This window comes from Nonomuraea mangrovi, from assembly GCF_042681425.1.
In the GTDB taxonomy this organism is placed as follows: Bacteria; Actinomycetota; Actinomycetes; order Streptosporangiales; family Streptosporangiaceae; genus Nonomuraea; species Nonomuraea mangrovi.
The window spans coordinates 734,345-747,982 of sequence record NZ_JBHUFV010000033.1; the positions used below are offsets into that span (position 1 = coordinate 734,345).

The window sequence follows — 13,638 nt, forward strand, 5'->3', positions numbered from 1 at the left end:
GCGGCAGCGGCGCAGGCCGATGACACGTGCCCGGGAGGGAGGAGGTCAGGCCAGGCTGTCCAGCCAGGCCTGGTGCAGACCGGCGAACCGTCCCGCCGCGGTGATGAGCGCCTCGGGCGGCCCGTCCTCGACGATCGTGCCGCGCTCCATCACCAGGACCCTGTCGGCGATCTCCACCGTCGACAGGCGGTGCGCGATGATGAGCGCGGTCCTGTCGGCGAGGATTGTGCGCAGCGCCCGCTGGACCAGCCGCTCGCTCGGCACGTCGAGCGACGAGGTGGCCTCGTCGAGGATCAGCACCGCCGGGTCGGCCAGGAAGGCGCGGGCGAAGGCGACCAGCTGCCGCTGGCCCGCCGACATCCGGCCGCCGCGCTTGCCGACCTCGGTGTCGTAACCCTCGGGCAGCGCCGAGATGAACTCGTGCGCGCCGATGGCCTTGGCCGCGTCCACGACCTCCTTGATGGAGGCCTCCGGCCTTCCGAAGCGGATGTTCTCGGTGACCGTGCCGGAGAACAGGAAGTTCTCCTGCGTCACCATCACCACGGCCTTGCGGAGCGTCGTCTCGTCCAGGTCGCGCAGGTCGACGCCGTCGAGCAGCACCCGTCCCGCCGTAGGGTCGTAGAAGCGGGAGATGAGCTTGGCCAGCGTGGTCTTGCCCGCGCCCGTCGCGCCGACCAGCGCCACGCTCTGCCCGGCGGGGATGGTCAGGTCGAGACGCGGCATGATCGGCATCTCGGGCACGTAGGAGAACTCCGCGCCCTCGAAGCGGACCTGACCCCGCGCCCTCGCCAGTTCCGCGCCCCGCGGCGGCTCGGGAACCGACGGCTCCTCCTCCAGCACGCCCGACAGCTTCTCGAGCGCCGCGCCCGCCGACTGCAGCGTGTTGTAGAACTGGCTGATCTCCTGCATCGGCTCGTAGAACTGGCGCAGGTAGAGCAGGAACGCCGCCAGCACGCCGACCGTGACCTCGTCGTGGAAGGCCAGCCAGCCGCCGTAGATCAGCACGCCGGCGATCGTGAGGTTGCCGATGAGCTTGATGCCCGGCATGAACATCGCGATCAGCTGCATCGCCCGTGCGTTGGCGTCGCGGTAGTCGGCGTTGAGCTGGCCGAAGATCTCCTGGTTGCGGGGCTCGCGGCGGAAGGCCTGGACGGCCTTGATGCCGGTCATCGACTCCACGAAGTGCACGATGACCAGGGCCACCGTCTCCCTGGTGCGCCGATAGGTGATCGCCGACTGGCGGCGGAACCACCGGGTGAACAGCAGCAGGACAGGCAGCGGGACCAGCGCCACCAGACCGAGGTGCACGTCGAGGATGAGCAGCAGCGCCGCTGTCCCGAACATCGTCAGCACCGCGGTGACCAGGCCGTCGAAGCCCGACTGCAGCAGCTCGGCGATCGCCTCGATGTCGGAGGTCAGTCGCGAGATCACCCGGCCCGAGGTGTACTTCTCGTGGAAGGCGAGCGAGAGCCGCTGGAAGTGGTCGAAGACCCTGCGCCGCAGCTCCAGCAGGATGTCCTGGCCGATCCTGCCCGACAGCTTCAGGAACGCCTGCCTGGTCAGCGCCTGGGTGACGGCCGCGGCCAGGATGACCGCGATCACCGTGAGCAGCGTGACGGGGCCCTGCCCGCGCAGCATCGGCGGGATGCCCGAGTCGATGCCGACCTTCACCAGGTACGGGATGGCCAGCCCCGCGCCGCTGGAGCAGATGATGATCGCGGTGAGCAGCGCGATCGCCCTGCGGTGCGGCCTCAGCAGATCGGTCAGCAGCCCGCGCGAGCGGGTCCGCAGCAGCAGCGAGACCTTCTCCGGCAGGTCGTCCTTGTTCTCCGAGGCGACGCCGCGCCAGTCGGTGGTGGCCGTCATCGCAGGGCTCCTTCCTCGGACAGGTCGGCGTCCTGCGCCAGCAGCGCGCGGTACTCGGGCACCTCGGCCAGCAGGTCCTGGTGCCTGCCGACATGGGTGATCGTGCCGTCACGCAACAGCGCCACCTTGTCGGCGAGCAGCACGGTGGAGGCGCGGTGCGCGACGACGATGCCGGTCGCGTCGCGCAGCACGTGGCGCAGCGCCTCCTCGACCAGCGCCTCGGTCTCCACGTCCAGCGCCGACAGCGTGTCGTCGAGCACGAGGATCTTCGGCTTGGACAGGACCGCCCTGGCCAGCGCCAGACGCTGGCGCTGGCCGCCCGACAGGGACATGCCCTGCTCGCCGATGCGGGTGTCGAGGCCCCACGGCAGGTCGTGGACGAACGTCGCCTGCGCCACCTCGAGCGCCTCGCGCAGGTCGTCGTCGGAGGCGTCGCGGTGGCCGAGCGTGAGGTTCTCGCGCACGCTCATCGAGAACAGCGTGGGCTCCTCGAACGCGGTGGCCACCACCTCCCTCAGCGTGCTCAGCTTCAGGTCGCGCACGTCGTGGCCGTCGATGGTGACCCTTCCCGAGGTCACGTCGATCAGCCGGGGGACGAGCGCGGTCAGCGTGGTCTTGCCCGAACCCGTCGCGCCCACGACGGCCACTGTCTCGCCCGGCCGTACGTCGAGCCAGACGTCGTGGAGCACCGGCCGGTCGGCGCCGGGGAAGCGGAAGCCCACGCCTTCCAGCCGCAGGTGGCCGCGCGGGTGCTCGATCGTCTCCGTGCCGTCCTCGATGGAGGGGACGGTGTCCATGACCTCCATGACGCGGTCGGCGGAGGTCATCGACTCCTGCGCCATCGCCAGGATGTAGCCAAGGCTCGCGATCGGCCAGACCAGCTGCAGCACCAGCGTGGTGAAGGCGACGAGCGAGCCCTGCGAGAGCGAGCCCGACCCCACGGCCAGCGCGCCGAGCAGCAGGACCAGGGCGAGCGTGAGGTTCGGGATCACCTCGAGGAAGGTGAAGAAGCGGGCCGAGAGCCCCACCTTGTCGAGGGAGGTGGCGTACACCTTCCGCGCGGAGTCGTCGAAGGTGTCGAAGACGTGGTGCCGGCGGCCGAACGCCTTGATCGTGCGGATCCCGATCGCCGACTCCTCGACGAGCGTGGCGAGGTCGCCCTGCTCGTCCTGGACCTGGCGGGAGATCTTGATGTACCTCTTCTCGAACCGCAGCGACACCCAGACGATGGGTACGGCGGAGGCCGCCACGAGCAGGCCGAGCGGCCAGTACATGTTCAGCAGCACGATCGTCACCGTGGTGAGCTGGATGACGTTCATGACCAGGAAGAGCATGCCGAAGCCGAGGAAGCGCCGGATGGTCGACAGGTCGGTCGTGGCCCGCGAGAGCAGCTGGCCGGACTGCCACTCGTTGTGGAAGGCCATGGGCAGGCGCTGCAGGTGCCTGTAGAGGTCGTCGCGGATCTCGGTCTCGAGGCCGAGGACGGGCTTGGTCTGCACCCATCGCCTGAGGAAGATCATCAGGGCTTCCGCGACGCCGACACCCACGGCCAGGAGGCCCAGAGGGAGCAGGTCGACGGTCTGCTTGGCGTCGATCACTTCCTTGCCCACCAAGGGGAAGGCGATGCTGGCGGCGATTCCGAGGATGGCCACCAGCCAGATGAACACCAGTTTGCCGACGTAGGGGCGTAGGTAGGACCGCATACGCCACAGGGAGTTGGAGGAGAGCAGGGGACGGCTGGGAACGTTCGTATCGGGAGGCATCACCTTCTAGGTTAAACCTTGGGATCAATCCATTTTTTTGCCCGCAGACCGGACCATCGCGCCCACGAGGCAGGCGGTCGCGGCGGTCGACAGGACGGCTCTGACGAGGTTCCACGCCACCCACGGGCCCTCGAACTGCTCTCTCGTGACGGTCCCCGCGGCGAGGCCGTCGTTGAGCGGGACGTTGATCGCCGAAGTGGTCACAAAACCGATCAGGTAAAGGGCCAATCCCGCCAGGATCCACGGGACAACAGATCTGGCGCGGCGGTGACGGACCAGTGCCCAGATGGGCAGGACCACCGCGGCCAGGAAGGGAACAAGGAACGCGGGGTTGATGATGGCGGTGTTGATCTGGTTCATGACGCTGACGAAGGCGCGGTCGTCGACGGCGGCGAGCCCCGGCATGACCGCGATGGAGAAGCCGTAGTAGGTGCCGGCGACCAGACCGGTGGCGAGTGCGGAGAGGCTCAGGATGAGGCGCATGCACGTATTCAACCGGCGGGGACGGGCCGGTCACCATCGCTGAGGCGCTCGCCCGCATGTCCGGCCGTATCACCGGCGTGCCATCGGCTCTTCACGGAGGTCACCGCGCACGGCGGCGGGGCCTCCACGCGCCTCGGGCGAGGCGTGTGGAGGGCCCGCGGCGGCTCCGATCGTCACATGGGGCTGAGCTTGCCCAACCAGGCATAGCCGCCACTGTGGATCTTCAACCAGTTGCCCTCGGCCTTGCCACCGGTGAGGCCGCCCGCCGGGATCCAGTCGATCGCCGGGCAGGACTTGCTGGGACACGCGCGGACGGGCGCCCCGCCGGGACTGGTGACGACGTAGCCGCCCCCATGGCGTCCAGCGGTGGTGTCGGCGCTGGCGGCGCCGGCGAGCGCGGTTCCCGCCACGGCGGCGGCGGTGATCGTCAGGGCCACGGTCGAGGCGGCGATGTACTTACGCATGGGAACATTCCCTCGGATGTCTCGTTACTTGCTGACATCCCCGAGAATGCGGTCGGCGGCCATAGGGCGGTGTCATGGTGACGTTAAGGCCGTCCTAAGGCCCGGGGATCACGGGACCTCGGGCGCCGACAGCTTCACCCCCACGCCGCGCACCGTGTGCAGGTAGCGGGGGCTGTCGGCCGTCTCCCCCAGCTTGCGGCGCAGCCACGACAGGTGGACGTCGACGGTCCTGTCCGCCCCGCCGTAGGGCAGCTGCCACACCTCGACCATCAGCTCCCTCTTGGTGACGACCTTCCCCCTCCTGGCGGCCAGGTAGTGCAGCAGGTCGAACTCCCTCGGGCTCAGCTCCAGCGCCACGCCGTCCAGCGTCGCCTCGCGCGCCTGCGGATTCACTCTGAGCCCGCCCACCTCGATGCCCGCCTCGTCCTCCGGCGCCGCGCTCCCTCGGCGCAGCACCGCCCTGATCCTGGCGTCGAGCTGCTCGGCGCCGAACGGTTTGATGACGTAGTCGTCGGCGCCCGCGTTGAGCGCCTTGACGATCTCCGCCTCGGCGTCCCTGGCCGAGGCCACCACCACAGGGGTCGCGCTGATCGCCCTCAGCATCCTGAGCATCTCGCAGCCGTCCACGTCGGGCAGGCCGAGGTCGAGGACCACGACGTCGGGACGGCGCTCCATCACCTCGTTCAGCCCGCCCATGGCGGTGGGGCTGGAGGACACCGCGTGGCCGCGATCGGTCAGGGCCCTGGTCAGCGCCGTCCTGATCGCCGCGTCGTCCTCGATGAGGAGAACATGCACCACGACCTCACGCTAACCGCGCTTTCGCGGCCTTGACCCGAGCGCGACGGTGTCCATGCCACACCGAGACCCGCACGTGAGGTCCCGTCGGTGACGGTGGAAAGGTGGAGTTCAGCAGGTTGCGTCCGCGATCGATCAGAGCGCGCATGACGGCGGCCACCGTGGTCGGCTTCGGCGTCATCCTGTTCATCGGGGTCCTCGCCCTCTGCCTGACCTTCCCGCGCTGGGTTCGCGCCCAGCAGGTCGACCGCGCGGACCAGGCCAGCAGGCAGGTCACCCTCCTCGTCGACGACGAGCCGGTGCACGGGCCGATCCCGCCGCAGCACGGCGTACGGCTCCTGCAGGTCGTGGACGCGGAGGACAAGGTGGTGGCCGCCAGCGCCGCCCTGAAGGGCAGGCCCCCGCTCACCGCCGCGCGCCCCGAGCGCGGCGACTCCAGGGTGCAGACGCGGGTGTGCGACAAGGGCACGGAGGACTGCCTGATCGTCGTCGGCACCACCAACAGGTCGACGCCCTACGGACCGGTCATCGCCTACGCCGCGGTCAGGGAGTCGATCGCGCTGCACGTGCCGCTCGTGGCCACGGTCCTCTCCCTTGGCGCGGCGCTCCTGCTCGCGCTCATGGCGTGGGCCACGTGGATCGGCGTCGGCAGGGTTCTGGCCCCCGTCGAACGCATCAGGTCGGGTCTGGAGCAGATCAGCGCCACCGACCTGAGCGACCGCATGCCGGTGCCCGACACCGGTGACGAGGTGGCCCAGCTCGCCGTCACCGTCAACGACACGCTGGCCCGCCTGGAGGACGCGGTCGACCGTCACCGCCGCTTCGTCTCCGACGCCTCCCACGAGCTGCGCACGCCGCTGACCGCGATGCTGGTGCGGCTGGAGGGCAGGCCCGAGGGAGAGGACTGCGAGACCCTGAGGGAGGCGCTCGGCGACGCCCAGCGGTTGTCGGCGATCGTCCAGGACCTGCTGCTCATGGCGCGCCTCGACGCGGGCGTGCGAGCGCCCGACGAGGTCCTCGATCTCGGCAAGCTGGTGGCCGACGAGATCGACAGGCGCCCGTCCCGCCTGCCGTTCACCGCCTCGATCGAGCCGGGCCTCATGGTGCGCGGCAACAGGCTCCGCCTCGACAGGCTGCTGACGAACCTGCTGTCCAACGCCGACCGGTACGGCGAGAGCGCCGTCCGGATCACGGTCGCGCGCGACGGCTCCGACGCCGTCGTCGAGATCGTCGACGACGGTCCCGGCATCCCCGCAGGCCAGCGCGAGGCGGTCTTCCGGCGGTTCACCAGGCTCGACACCGCCCGCTCGCGCGACACCGGCGGGACCGGCCTCGGCCTTCCCATCGCCCGCGACATCGCCACCGCCCACGGCGGCACGCTCAGGGTGGCCGACGCCCCCGCCAAGGGCGCCCGGCTGGTCCTGCGCCTCCCTCTGAGCTGACATGTCAGGCACAATCCGGACATGAGTGATCCACTGTTCGAACGGGACACGGCTCCCGCCGCCCTGGACCTCGTGGCCCGCGCGGCGGCCCCCTTCCTCGGCTCGCTGACCGACCGGCCCGTCCACGATCACGCCGCCGATCATCTGATGGATCTCCTCGACGGACCCCTCCCCGAGGAGGGCGAGGGCACGCTGGCCGCCATCGAGGAGTTGCTCGCCGTGGGCACCGGGGCCTCCACCCAGACCTCAGGCCCGCGTTTCTTCCACTTCATCGTCGGCGGCGCCACCCCTGCGGCGCAGGCGGGCGACTGGGTGACCTCGCTGCTCGACCAGGCCAGCGGCCTGCACCTGACCTCGCCGCTGGCCGCGAGGGCGGAGAAGGTGGCGCTGGACTGGCTGAAGGACCTGTGCGGGCTGCCCGAGCCGTACGGGGGAGTGCTGACGCCGAGCGCCACCTTCGCCAACCTGACCGGCCTGACGTGCGCGCGGCAGTGGTGGGGTGAGCGTCACGGCGCCGACATCACCTCGCAGGGCCTGGCGGGCCTGCCGCGGATGCCGGTGGTGGCGAGCGGCTACATCCATCCCAGCAGCCGCAAGGCGCTGCAGATCCTCGGCGTCGGCCGCGACGGCGTGACGGTGTGCGCGCGCGACGACGCAGGCAGGGTGGACCTGGAGGCGATGGAGCGGACGCTGTCCGAGCTCGACGGCCCCGCCGTGATCGTCGGGAACGCGGGGGAGGTCAACGCGGGCGACTTCGACCCCATCGCCGACCTGGCCGACCTGGCCGAACGGTACGGCGCGTGGCTGCACGTGGACGGCGCGTTCGGGCTGTTCGCGGCCGCCTCGCCGCGCCTGCGGCACCTTGTGTCGGGCGTCGAGCGCGCCCATTCCGTCGCCGCCGACGGCCACAAGTGGCTGAACGTCCCCTACGAGAGCGGCTTCGCCTTCGTCCACGATCAGGACCTGATGTTCAGGTCGTTCGGCGCGTGGGGCGCCCACTACCTGCCCGCCGACGTCAACTACAACAACCTCGGCCCCGAGTCCTCCCGCAGAGCGCGGGCCTTCCCCATCTGGGCGACCCTGCGGGCGTACGGCAGGCAGGGATACGCGCAGCTCGTCGACCGGCACCACGACCTGGCGCTCCGCCTGGGCGAGGCCGTGGAGAAGGCCCCCGACCTGGAGCTGCTCGCGCCCGTGACGCTCTGCGTGGTGTGCTTCAGATACGCGCCGCGGGGCGTGGCCGAGGGCGAACTGAACGAGCTGAACCGCCGCATCGGCGAGGAGTTGATCGCCGACGGCCGCTACTACGCGGGCACGACCACCTACAGGGGGATGACCGCCCTCCGCCCCGCGATCGTCAACTGGCGCACGACGGAGGAGGACATCGACGGTCTGGTGGAGGTGCTGAGGGAGGTCATCGCCCGCGTCCACCCTGGCTCGTAGCCGTAGCCGTAGCCGTAGCCGTAGCCGGACGGCGGAGGGCCGGCACGTGGAGTGTCAGAAGGTGGGGCGTCAGGAGGTCGAGCCCATGGCGATGGTTTCGGCGACCTCGGCGTGGCGCTCGGCCTCCTCGACGGCGAAACGCTCGGCGTCGAGCTTGTCGGCGATGTCCTCGTCCTGCTTCATGAGCGCCTCGAGCGACTGCCCCGCCATCTCGAGCACGCCCATGTCCGCGTACGCCTGCTGCAGGCGCGGCGACCACAGGCCGATGTCCTTGACGCACGGCACGATCCTGCTGAACAGCAGCGACCTGAACAGCCGCAGATACTCCGACTGGTCGACGGCCTCCATGGCCTCGGCGACCTCGGCCTGCGACAGGCCGAGCGTCTCCCAGGTCTCCCTGCCGCGCAGCCGGTCGCGCATCAGGTAACAGCCCTCGATGACGAAGTCCTCGCGTTCACGCAGCTCGCTCTCCGACAGGTTCCTGTAATAGTCGCGCAGCGCCATCCGGCCGAAGGCGACGTGCCTGGCCTCGTCCTGCATGACGTAGGCCAGGATCTGCTTGGGCAGAGGCTTGGTGGTGATGTCGCGCATGACGCCGAAGGCCGCCAGCGCGAGGCCCTCGATCAGCACCTGCATCCCCAGGTACGGCATGTCCCACCTGGAGTCGGTCAGCGTTGAGTCGAGCAGCGACTTCAGATGCTCGTTGATCGGGTAGGCCAGGCCCACCTTCTCCTGCAGGAACCGCGCGTAGGTCTCGGCGTGCCTGGCCTCGTCCATCGTCTGGGTGGCGGCGTAGAACTTGGAGTCGAGGTCGGGAACCGACTCCACGATCCGGGCCGAGCAGATCATCGCGCCCTGCTCCCCATGGAGGAACTGGGAGAACTGCCACGCGGCGCCGTGCCTGCGGACCTCCGCGCGGGTCTTGTTGTCCATCCGCTCCCACAGCGGCGTGCCGTAGATGGCGATGGTGTTGTCGGGGATGCCGAGCACGTCGTATGGATCGACCTCGAGACCCCAGTCGATCCTCTTCACGGAGTCCCACTGCTTGTCCTTGCCCTTCTGGTACAGGGCGAGCATGCGGTCCCTGCCGTCGTCGTACTCCCATGTGAAGCGGCTGGACCCGGCCATATCCACGTTCCACGTGGAGAGCTCTGCGGGGATCGTGTAGAGATCGTGCGTCGACATGCGGCCTCCAGGGGGGACGTACACCGTACGTATGCCTCCGAGAGTTGCACGTACGGTGTACGTGCGTCAATAGAATGAGCTATGCCCAGCGAGCCGCTCTCCCGCGCGCGCATCGTCGCCGCCGCGATCGACCTCATCGAGCGTGAGGGCGCGGACGCGGTGTCCATGCGCAGGATCGCCTCCGACCTGAGTGTCGGCGTCATGTCGCTCTACAACCACGTGCCGAACAAGGCCTCGCTGCTCGACGGCGTCGCCGAGTCGGTGCTGTCGCAGATCGAGTTCACCGACGACCCCGAGGCCCACTGGACCGACAGGGTGCGGATGCAGGCCAGGGCCTTCCGGCAGATCGCCCACCACTATCCCCGCTCCACCATGCTGGTGGTCAGCCGCCAGCTCCACTCCAACGCGGGGCTGTTCCCCGTCGAGCGGGCGCTGACCACGCTGCGCCAGGCGGGCTTCGACGGCGCCGACGCGGTACGCATGCTGCGCCTGTTCATCGCCTACGTCATCGGCTCGCTGCTGCGCGAGGTGGGCGTCACGCCGACCTTCGCGCCCGTCCCCGGCGCGCCTCCGGTCAGCGACGTGGACCCTGAGCTGTTCCCTCAGGTCAGCGCTCTCGCGTCCCTGCTCGGCTCGTGCGACCACGAGGAGGAGTTCGACTTCGGTCTCGAACTGCTCATCCAGGCCATCGCCGTCCATCTGGACAGGAAGGGCACCCGGGGCTGAGCCCGGATGCCCTCCCACGACAGCCGCCACTTCCCCTCGGCGGCTGCCTAGTACCAGTTGTGCGCCCTGAAGTGGCCCCAGGCGCCGCACGGCCTGCCGTAACGGCCCTCGATGTACTTCAGGCCCCACTGGATCTGGGTGGTGGGATTGTCCCGCCAGTCGCGTCCGGCGCCCGACATCTTGCCCGCAGGCAGCGCCTGCGGGATGCCGTAAGCCCCTGAGCTGGGGTTCTGCGCCCGATGGTTCCAGTTGCTCTCCCTGGTCCAGAGGCTGTCCAGGCACTGGAACTCACGGAACGACCACGACCTCCGTACCACGAGGTCGAGCGCGATCCGCTTGTTCGTGTTCTTGCCCGGCAGCATGGGCCGCACCTTCGGCTGGGCCTTGGTCTCCCACGTGGCCTGGTGGATCACGTGAGGAACGGCCTGCACCGTCCAGGTCCGCTGGTGGACCACCGCCCCTGGCGACCAGGTCCGCTGGTGGACCCTGTCGGGTGACTCCGTGTCAGCCAGGGCGATCGTGGATGTCCCGCCAGTGAACGCGGCAGAGGCGATCATTACGGCGAGAGCGCGTTTGCTGTCCAACTTGATCCTTGCTGTCCGGCCGCGTGCGGGCGGGCTCCTGCGAAGCAGGGGTCCTGCCGACCCGCGCCCGTGGCTCGGACGAGGATGGTCCCGCGCGGCCTTCCGAGTCCATTCCCGCCCCATCTACCTGGACGGCCCGGAAGGCACCGCGACGATGTCTCTAGGCGGTTTCTAATACGCCATGTCGCCACAGGTGAGTGATCTCAGGCGGGGGAAGAAGAGGACTTTGCCGCTGAGCGGTCTCGCCTTGAGCCGTCCCGGCGGCGAGGTGACCATGACTATTCGAACAGCGGATGAGGAGATCAGTACCAGCCGCGCGACTGGAAGTGAGCCCAGGCGGAGCACGGCGAGCCGTATCTCTGCTTGATATAGGAAAGGCCCCATTTGATCTGGGTCTTGGGGTTCGTGCGCCAGTCGCGGCCCGCGCTCGCCATCTTGTGCCCGGGCAGCGCCTGCGGGATGCCGTAGGCTCCCGAGCCGTTGCCGGCCCTGTGGTTCCAGCCGCTCTCACGGGCCCACAGCCGCTCGAGGCAGGCGAAGTGGGCCCTGCTCCAGCCGCGATCGCTCACCATGGGCCTGGCGATGGCCTTGTTCCTGACACTGGCGGCGTTTCTGGCACTGGCGGCGTTTCCGGCGGTGCTGCTGTCCGCGTGCGCGGCCGTCGCTGTTCCCGCTCCCGACACCACGAGCGTGGTGGTCAGGAGCAAGGCTCGAAGCGTTGGCATGCGGTTTTCCCTTCGAAGGGTTCGGGGGACTGCGTCACCCTGCCGCAGATGAGCCGTTTGTCGCCAATTGACCATGAAAAGGTAGATCGTTGGTAAAGATCGCGATCTATGGCTGTTCAGGTCTTTTGCCGGTAAAAAGTGGGCTCTGTCACATTTTGTGGAGGGGTAGGGTCGGATCATGAATCTCCGTGACATCCCGGTCCGCACGCTCGCGGACGCCCCGACCACGCTCGCCGAGCTCACCGGCGACCGGGCCCTGCTCATCGTGAACGTCGCCTCCAGGTGCGGTCTGACCCCGCAGTACACCGGCCTGGTCAAGCTCCAGCAGGAGTACGGCCCGCGCGGCTTCAGCGTGGTGGGCGTGCCGTGCAACCAGTTCATGGGCCAGGAGCCCGGCTCGGCGGAGGAGATCCAGGAGTTCTGCGCCACCACCTACGGCGTCGACTTCCCGCTGCTGGAGAAGACCGACGTGAACGGCGAGGCCCGCCACCCGCTCTACGATCAGCTGACGGGCACGCCCGACGCCGACGGCGCGGCCGGCGACATCCAGTGGAACTTCGAGAAGTTCCTCGTCGACCGCGAGGGGACGGTTGTGGCCCGGTTCAGGCCCGGCGTCGAGCCCTCCGACCCGGCCGTCGTCACCGCGATCGAGAAGCTTCTTTGAGCGGAAGGTCATGCCCGTGCGGGCTGCCCGCGGCCTACGAGGAGTGCTGCGGGCGGCTGCACAGCGGCCGGGCGGCGGCCGAGACGGCCGAGCAGCTCATGCGCTCGCGGTTCAGCGCCTTCGCCGTGGGTGACGCCTCCTACCTGCTCCGCAGCTGGCATCCCTCGACCAGGCCTGCCGAGGTCACCTTCGAGCCCTTCCTGCGGTGGAAGAAGCTGACGATCGTGAGCACCAGCGGCGGCGGCGCGGGCGACGCCGAGGGGACCGTCGAGTTCCGCGCCCGCTACAGCCAGGCGGGCAGGGCGGGGGAGATGCGCGAGACCAGCAGGTTCACCAGGCACGAGGGCGCCTGGGTCTACCTCACGGGCGAGGCCCGCAGCTCCCGCGCACGATGAGCTCGGTGGGCAGCAGCACGCCGCGCGGGCGGCGGGCACCCGCCCTGAGCACCAGCTCGGCCGCTCGGTAGCCGAGATCCTGGCCGGGCTGGGCGATGACGGTCAGCGGGGGCGAGCACAGCTCGGCCCACGGCACGTCGTCGTACATCACCAGCGACAGGTCGCCGGGGATGCGCAGGCCCAGTTCGCGCGAGGCGAGCACCGCCGCCTCGCCCAGCGGGTTGCCGCCGGCCAGCAGCGCGGTGACGTCGCGGTGGCTCTGGAGGAGGCTGGAGGCCGCGGCGTAGGCCGAGTCGCGGCTGCCGCCCGCGAACACGATCAGGTCCTCGTCGGCCAGCGGGCCCAGCGCCTGTCTGAAGGCGGCCACGCGGCGCGGATGTCCTGGGCCGCCGAGGTAGGCGATGCGGCGGTGGCCCAGACCCTTGAGGTACTGCACCGCCGTACGGACGCCCGACCGGTCGTCGGCCAGCACGGTGGGGATGGCGCTGTCGGGCCTGGGCGCGCTCCTGACCCCGTCGAGCAGCAGGAGTTCGTCGAGGGGGTCGTCGTCGCCGGGCTCCTGCTCCGGCTGCTCGCCGACGAACACGACCGTCATGCCGGCCCTCATGGCGGGGCCCCATACCTCGGCGTCGCCGGAGGGCACCGCGATCACCCTGTCGACGCTCTGCTCCAGCAGCATGCCGATGAGCTCGGCCTCCTGCTCGGGGTCGTCGCCCGTCGAGCCGACCACGACGGGCTCGCCCGCCGAGCGGGCGCAGGCGAGCACGCCTTCGGCGAGCCTGCCGTACAGGGTGTCGGTCAGGTCGGGCACGAGCAGGCCGATGCCGCCCGTGCGCTGCTGGCGCAGGTTGCGCCCCAGCGCGCTGGGGCGGTAGTCGAGATGCGCGGCCACCGCGAGCACCCTCTCGCGGGTCTCGGGGCTGGCCGATCCACCGGACAGCACCCGGGAGACGGTGGCGACGCCAACGCCGGCCGCCTCGGCCACGTCCTTGATGGTGGTGCGCTTCATGGAAACGATTCCATCATGTGTTCCGTAAGACTTCCAGCTCGAATGGATAACATCGCCTGGTCCCTTGACAGGGATGTCCCTTTCGGGTGAGATG

At 69.6% G+C, this 13,638-nt stretch carries 14 protein-coding genes; 5 read left to right on the forward strand and 9 right to left on the reverse strand.

Annotation, left to right across the window (positions count from 1 at the left end):
* Positions 1-45: 45 nt before the first annotated feature.
* The 5 genes from ACFSKW_RS21820 to ACFSKW_RS21840 form a co-directional block, all read right to left on the reverse strand.
* The gene (locus ACFSKW_RS21820) at positions 46-1,866 is read right to left on the reverse strand and encodes an ABC transporter ATP-binding protein (RefSeq protein WP_379574154.1); all 1,821 of its coding nucleotides are present in this window, start codon (positions 1,864-1,866) and stop codon (positions 46-48) included.
* Positions 1,863-3,629, reverse strand: coding sequence for an ABC transporter ATP-binding protein (locus ACFSKW_RS21825; RefSeq protein ID WP_379574155.1), 1,767 nt, complete (start codon positions 3,627-3,629; stop codon positions 1,863-1,865). The genes ACFSKW_RS21820 and ACFSKW_RS21825 overlap by 4 nt, the downstream gene beginning before the upstream one ends.
* A 24-nt stretch (positions 3,630-3,653) precedes the next feature.
* A complete protein-coding gene (locus ACFSKW_RS21830; RefSeq protein WP_379574156.1) occupies positions 3,654-4,112 on the reverse strand; it encodes an anthrone oxygenase family protein in 459 nt (152 codons plus the stop codon).
* A 173-nt stretch (positions 4,113-4,285) separates the two neighbouring features.
* On the reverse strand, positions 4,286-4,576 hold the full coding sequence (locus tag ACFSKW_RS21835; protein ID WP_379574157.1) for a hypothetical protein: 291 nt from the start codon (positions 4,574-4,576) through the stop codon (positions 4,286-4,288).
* A 108-nt stretch (positions 4,577-4,684) separates the two neighbouring features.
* Positions 4,685-5,374 carry a response regulator transcription factor gene (locus ACFSKW_RS21840; protein WP_379574158.1) on the reverse strand — a complete coding sequence of 230 codons (690 nt, stop codon included), beginning with the start codon at positions 5,372-5,374 and terminating at the stop codon, positions 4,685-4,687.
* Positions 5,375-5,475: 101 nt separating this feature from the next.
* Here ACFSKW_RS21840 and ACFSKW_RS21845 point away from each other — a divergent pair, with 101 nt between their 5' ends.
* Together ACFSKW_RS21845 and ACFSKW_RS21850 are read left to right on the forward strand one after the other, a co-directional pair.
* Positions 5,476-6,813 carry a sensor histidine kinase gene (locus ACFSKW_RS21845; RefSeq protein WP_379574159.1) on the forward strand — a complete coding sequence of 446 codons (1,338 nt, stop codon included), beginning with the start codon at positions 5,476-5,478 and terminating at the stop codon, positions 6,811-6,813.
* A gap of 21 nt (positions 6,814-6,834) precedes the next feature.
* Positions 6,835-8,256: a pyridoxal phosphate-dependent decarboxylase family protein gene (locus ACFSKW_RS21850; protein ID WP_379574160.1), complete on the forward strand. Its 1,422-nt coding sequence runs from the start codon at positions 6,835-6,837 to the stop codon at positions 8,254-8,256.
* A 69-nt stretch (positions 8,257-8,325) separates the two neighbouring features.
* On the opposite strand, the gene ACFSKW_RS21855 is transcribed toward ACFSKW_RS21850, so the two are convergent.
* Entirely contained in the window at positions 8,326-9,441 is a 1,116-nt protein-coding gene (locus tag ACFSKW_RS21855; protein WP_379574161.1) for a ferritin-like domain-containing protein, read from the reverse strand.
* A gap of 81 nt (positions 9,442-9,522) precedes the next feature.
* On the opposite strand from ACFSKW_RS21855, the gene ACFSKW_RS21860 reads away from it, so the two are divergent.
* On the forward strand, positions 9,523-10,167 hold the full coding sequence (locus ACFSKW_RS21860) for a TetR/AcrR family transcriptional regulator (protein ID WP_379574162.1): 645 nt from the start codon (positions 9,523-9,525) through the stop codon (positions 10,165-10,167).
* A 47-nt stretch (positions 10,168-10,214) separates the two neighbouring features.
* Here ACFSKW_RS21860 and ACFSKW_RS21865 read toward each other — a convergent pair whose 3' ends face one another.
* Both ACFSKW_RS21865 and ACFSKW_RS21870 read right to left on the reverse strand, forming a co-directional pair.
* Entirely contained in the window at positions 10,215-10,751 is a 537-nt protein-coding gene (locus ACFSKW_RS21865) for an aggregation-promoting factor C-terminal-like domain-containing protein (RefSeq protein ID WP_379574163.1), read from the reverse strand.
* Positions 10,752-11,053: 302 nt separating this feature from the next.
* Positions 11,054-11,476, reverse strand: a complete 423-nt coding sequence (locus ACFSKW_RS21870) for an aggregation-promoting factor C-terminal-like domain-containing protein (RefSeq protein ID WP_379574164.1) — start codon at positions 11,474-11,476, stop codon at positions 11,054-11,056.
* A 178-nt stretch (positions 11,477-11,654) separates the two neighbouring features.
* Here ACFSKW_RS21870 and ACFSKW_RS21875 point away from each other — a divergent pair, with 178 nt between their 5' ends.
* Both ACFSKW_RS21875 and ACFSKW_RS21880 read left to right on the forward strand, forming a co-directional pair.
* On the forward strand, positions 11,655-12,140 hold the full coding sequence (locus tag ACFSKW_RS21875; protein WP_379574165.1) for a glutathione peroxidase: 486 nt from the start codon (positions 11,655-11,657) through the stop codon (positions 12,138-12,140).
* Positions 12,137-12,535 (forward strand): YchJ family protein, encoded by a 399-nt coding sequence (locus tag ACFSKW_RS21880; RefSeq protein WP_379574166.1) that lies wholly within the window; start codon positions 12,137-12,139, stop codon positions 12,533-12,535. Before ACFSKW_RS21875 ends, ACFSKW_RS21880 begins: the two co-directional genes overlap by 4 nt.
* Here the strand turns inward: ACFSKW_RS21880 and ACFSKW_RS21885 are convergent.
* Positions 12,501-13,544: a LacI family DNA-binding transcriptional regulator gene (locus ACFSKW_RS21885; RefSeq protein WP_379574167.1), complete on the reverse strand. Its 1,044-nt coding sequence runs from the start codon at positions 13,542-13,544 to the stop codon at positions 12,501-12,503. The two genes, ACFSKW_RS21880 and ACFSKW_RS21885, sit on opposite strands and share 35 nt — an antisense overlap.
* Between the last annotated feature and the right edge of the window lie 94 nt (positions 13,545-13,638).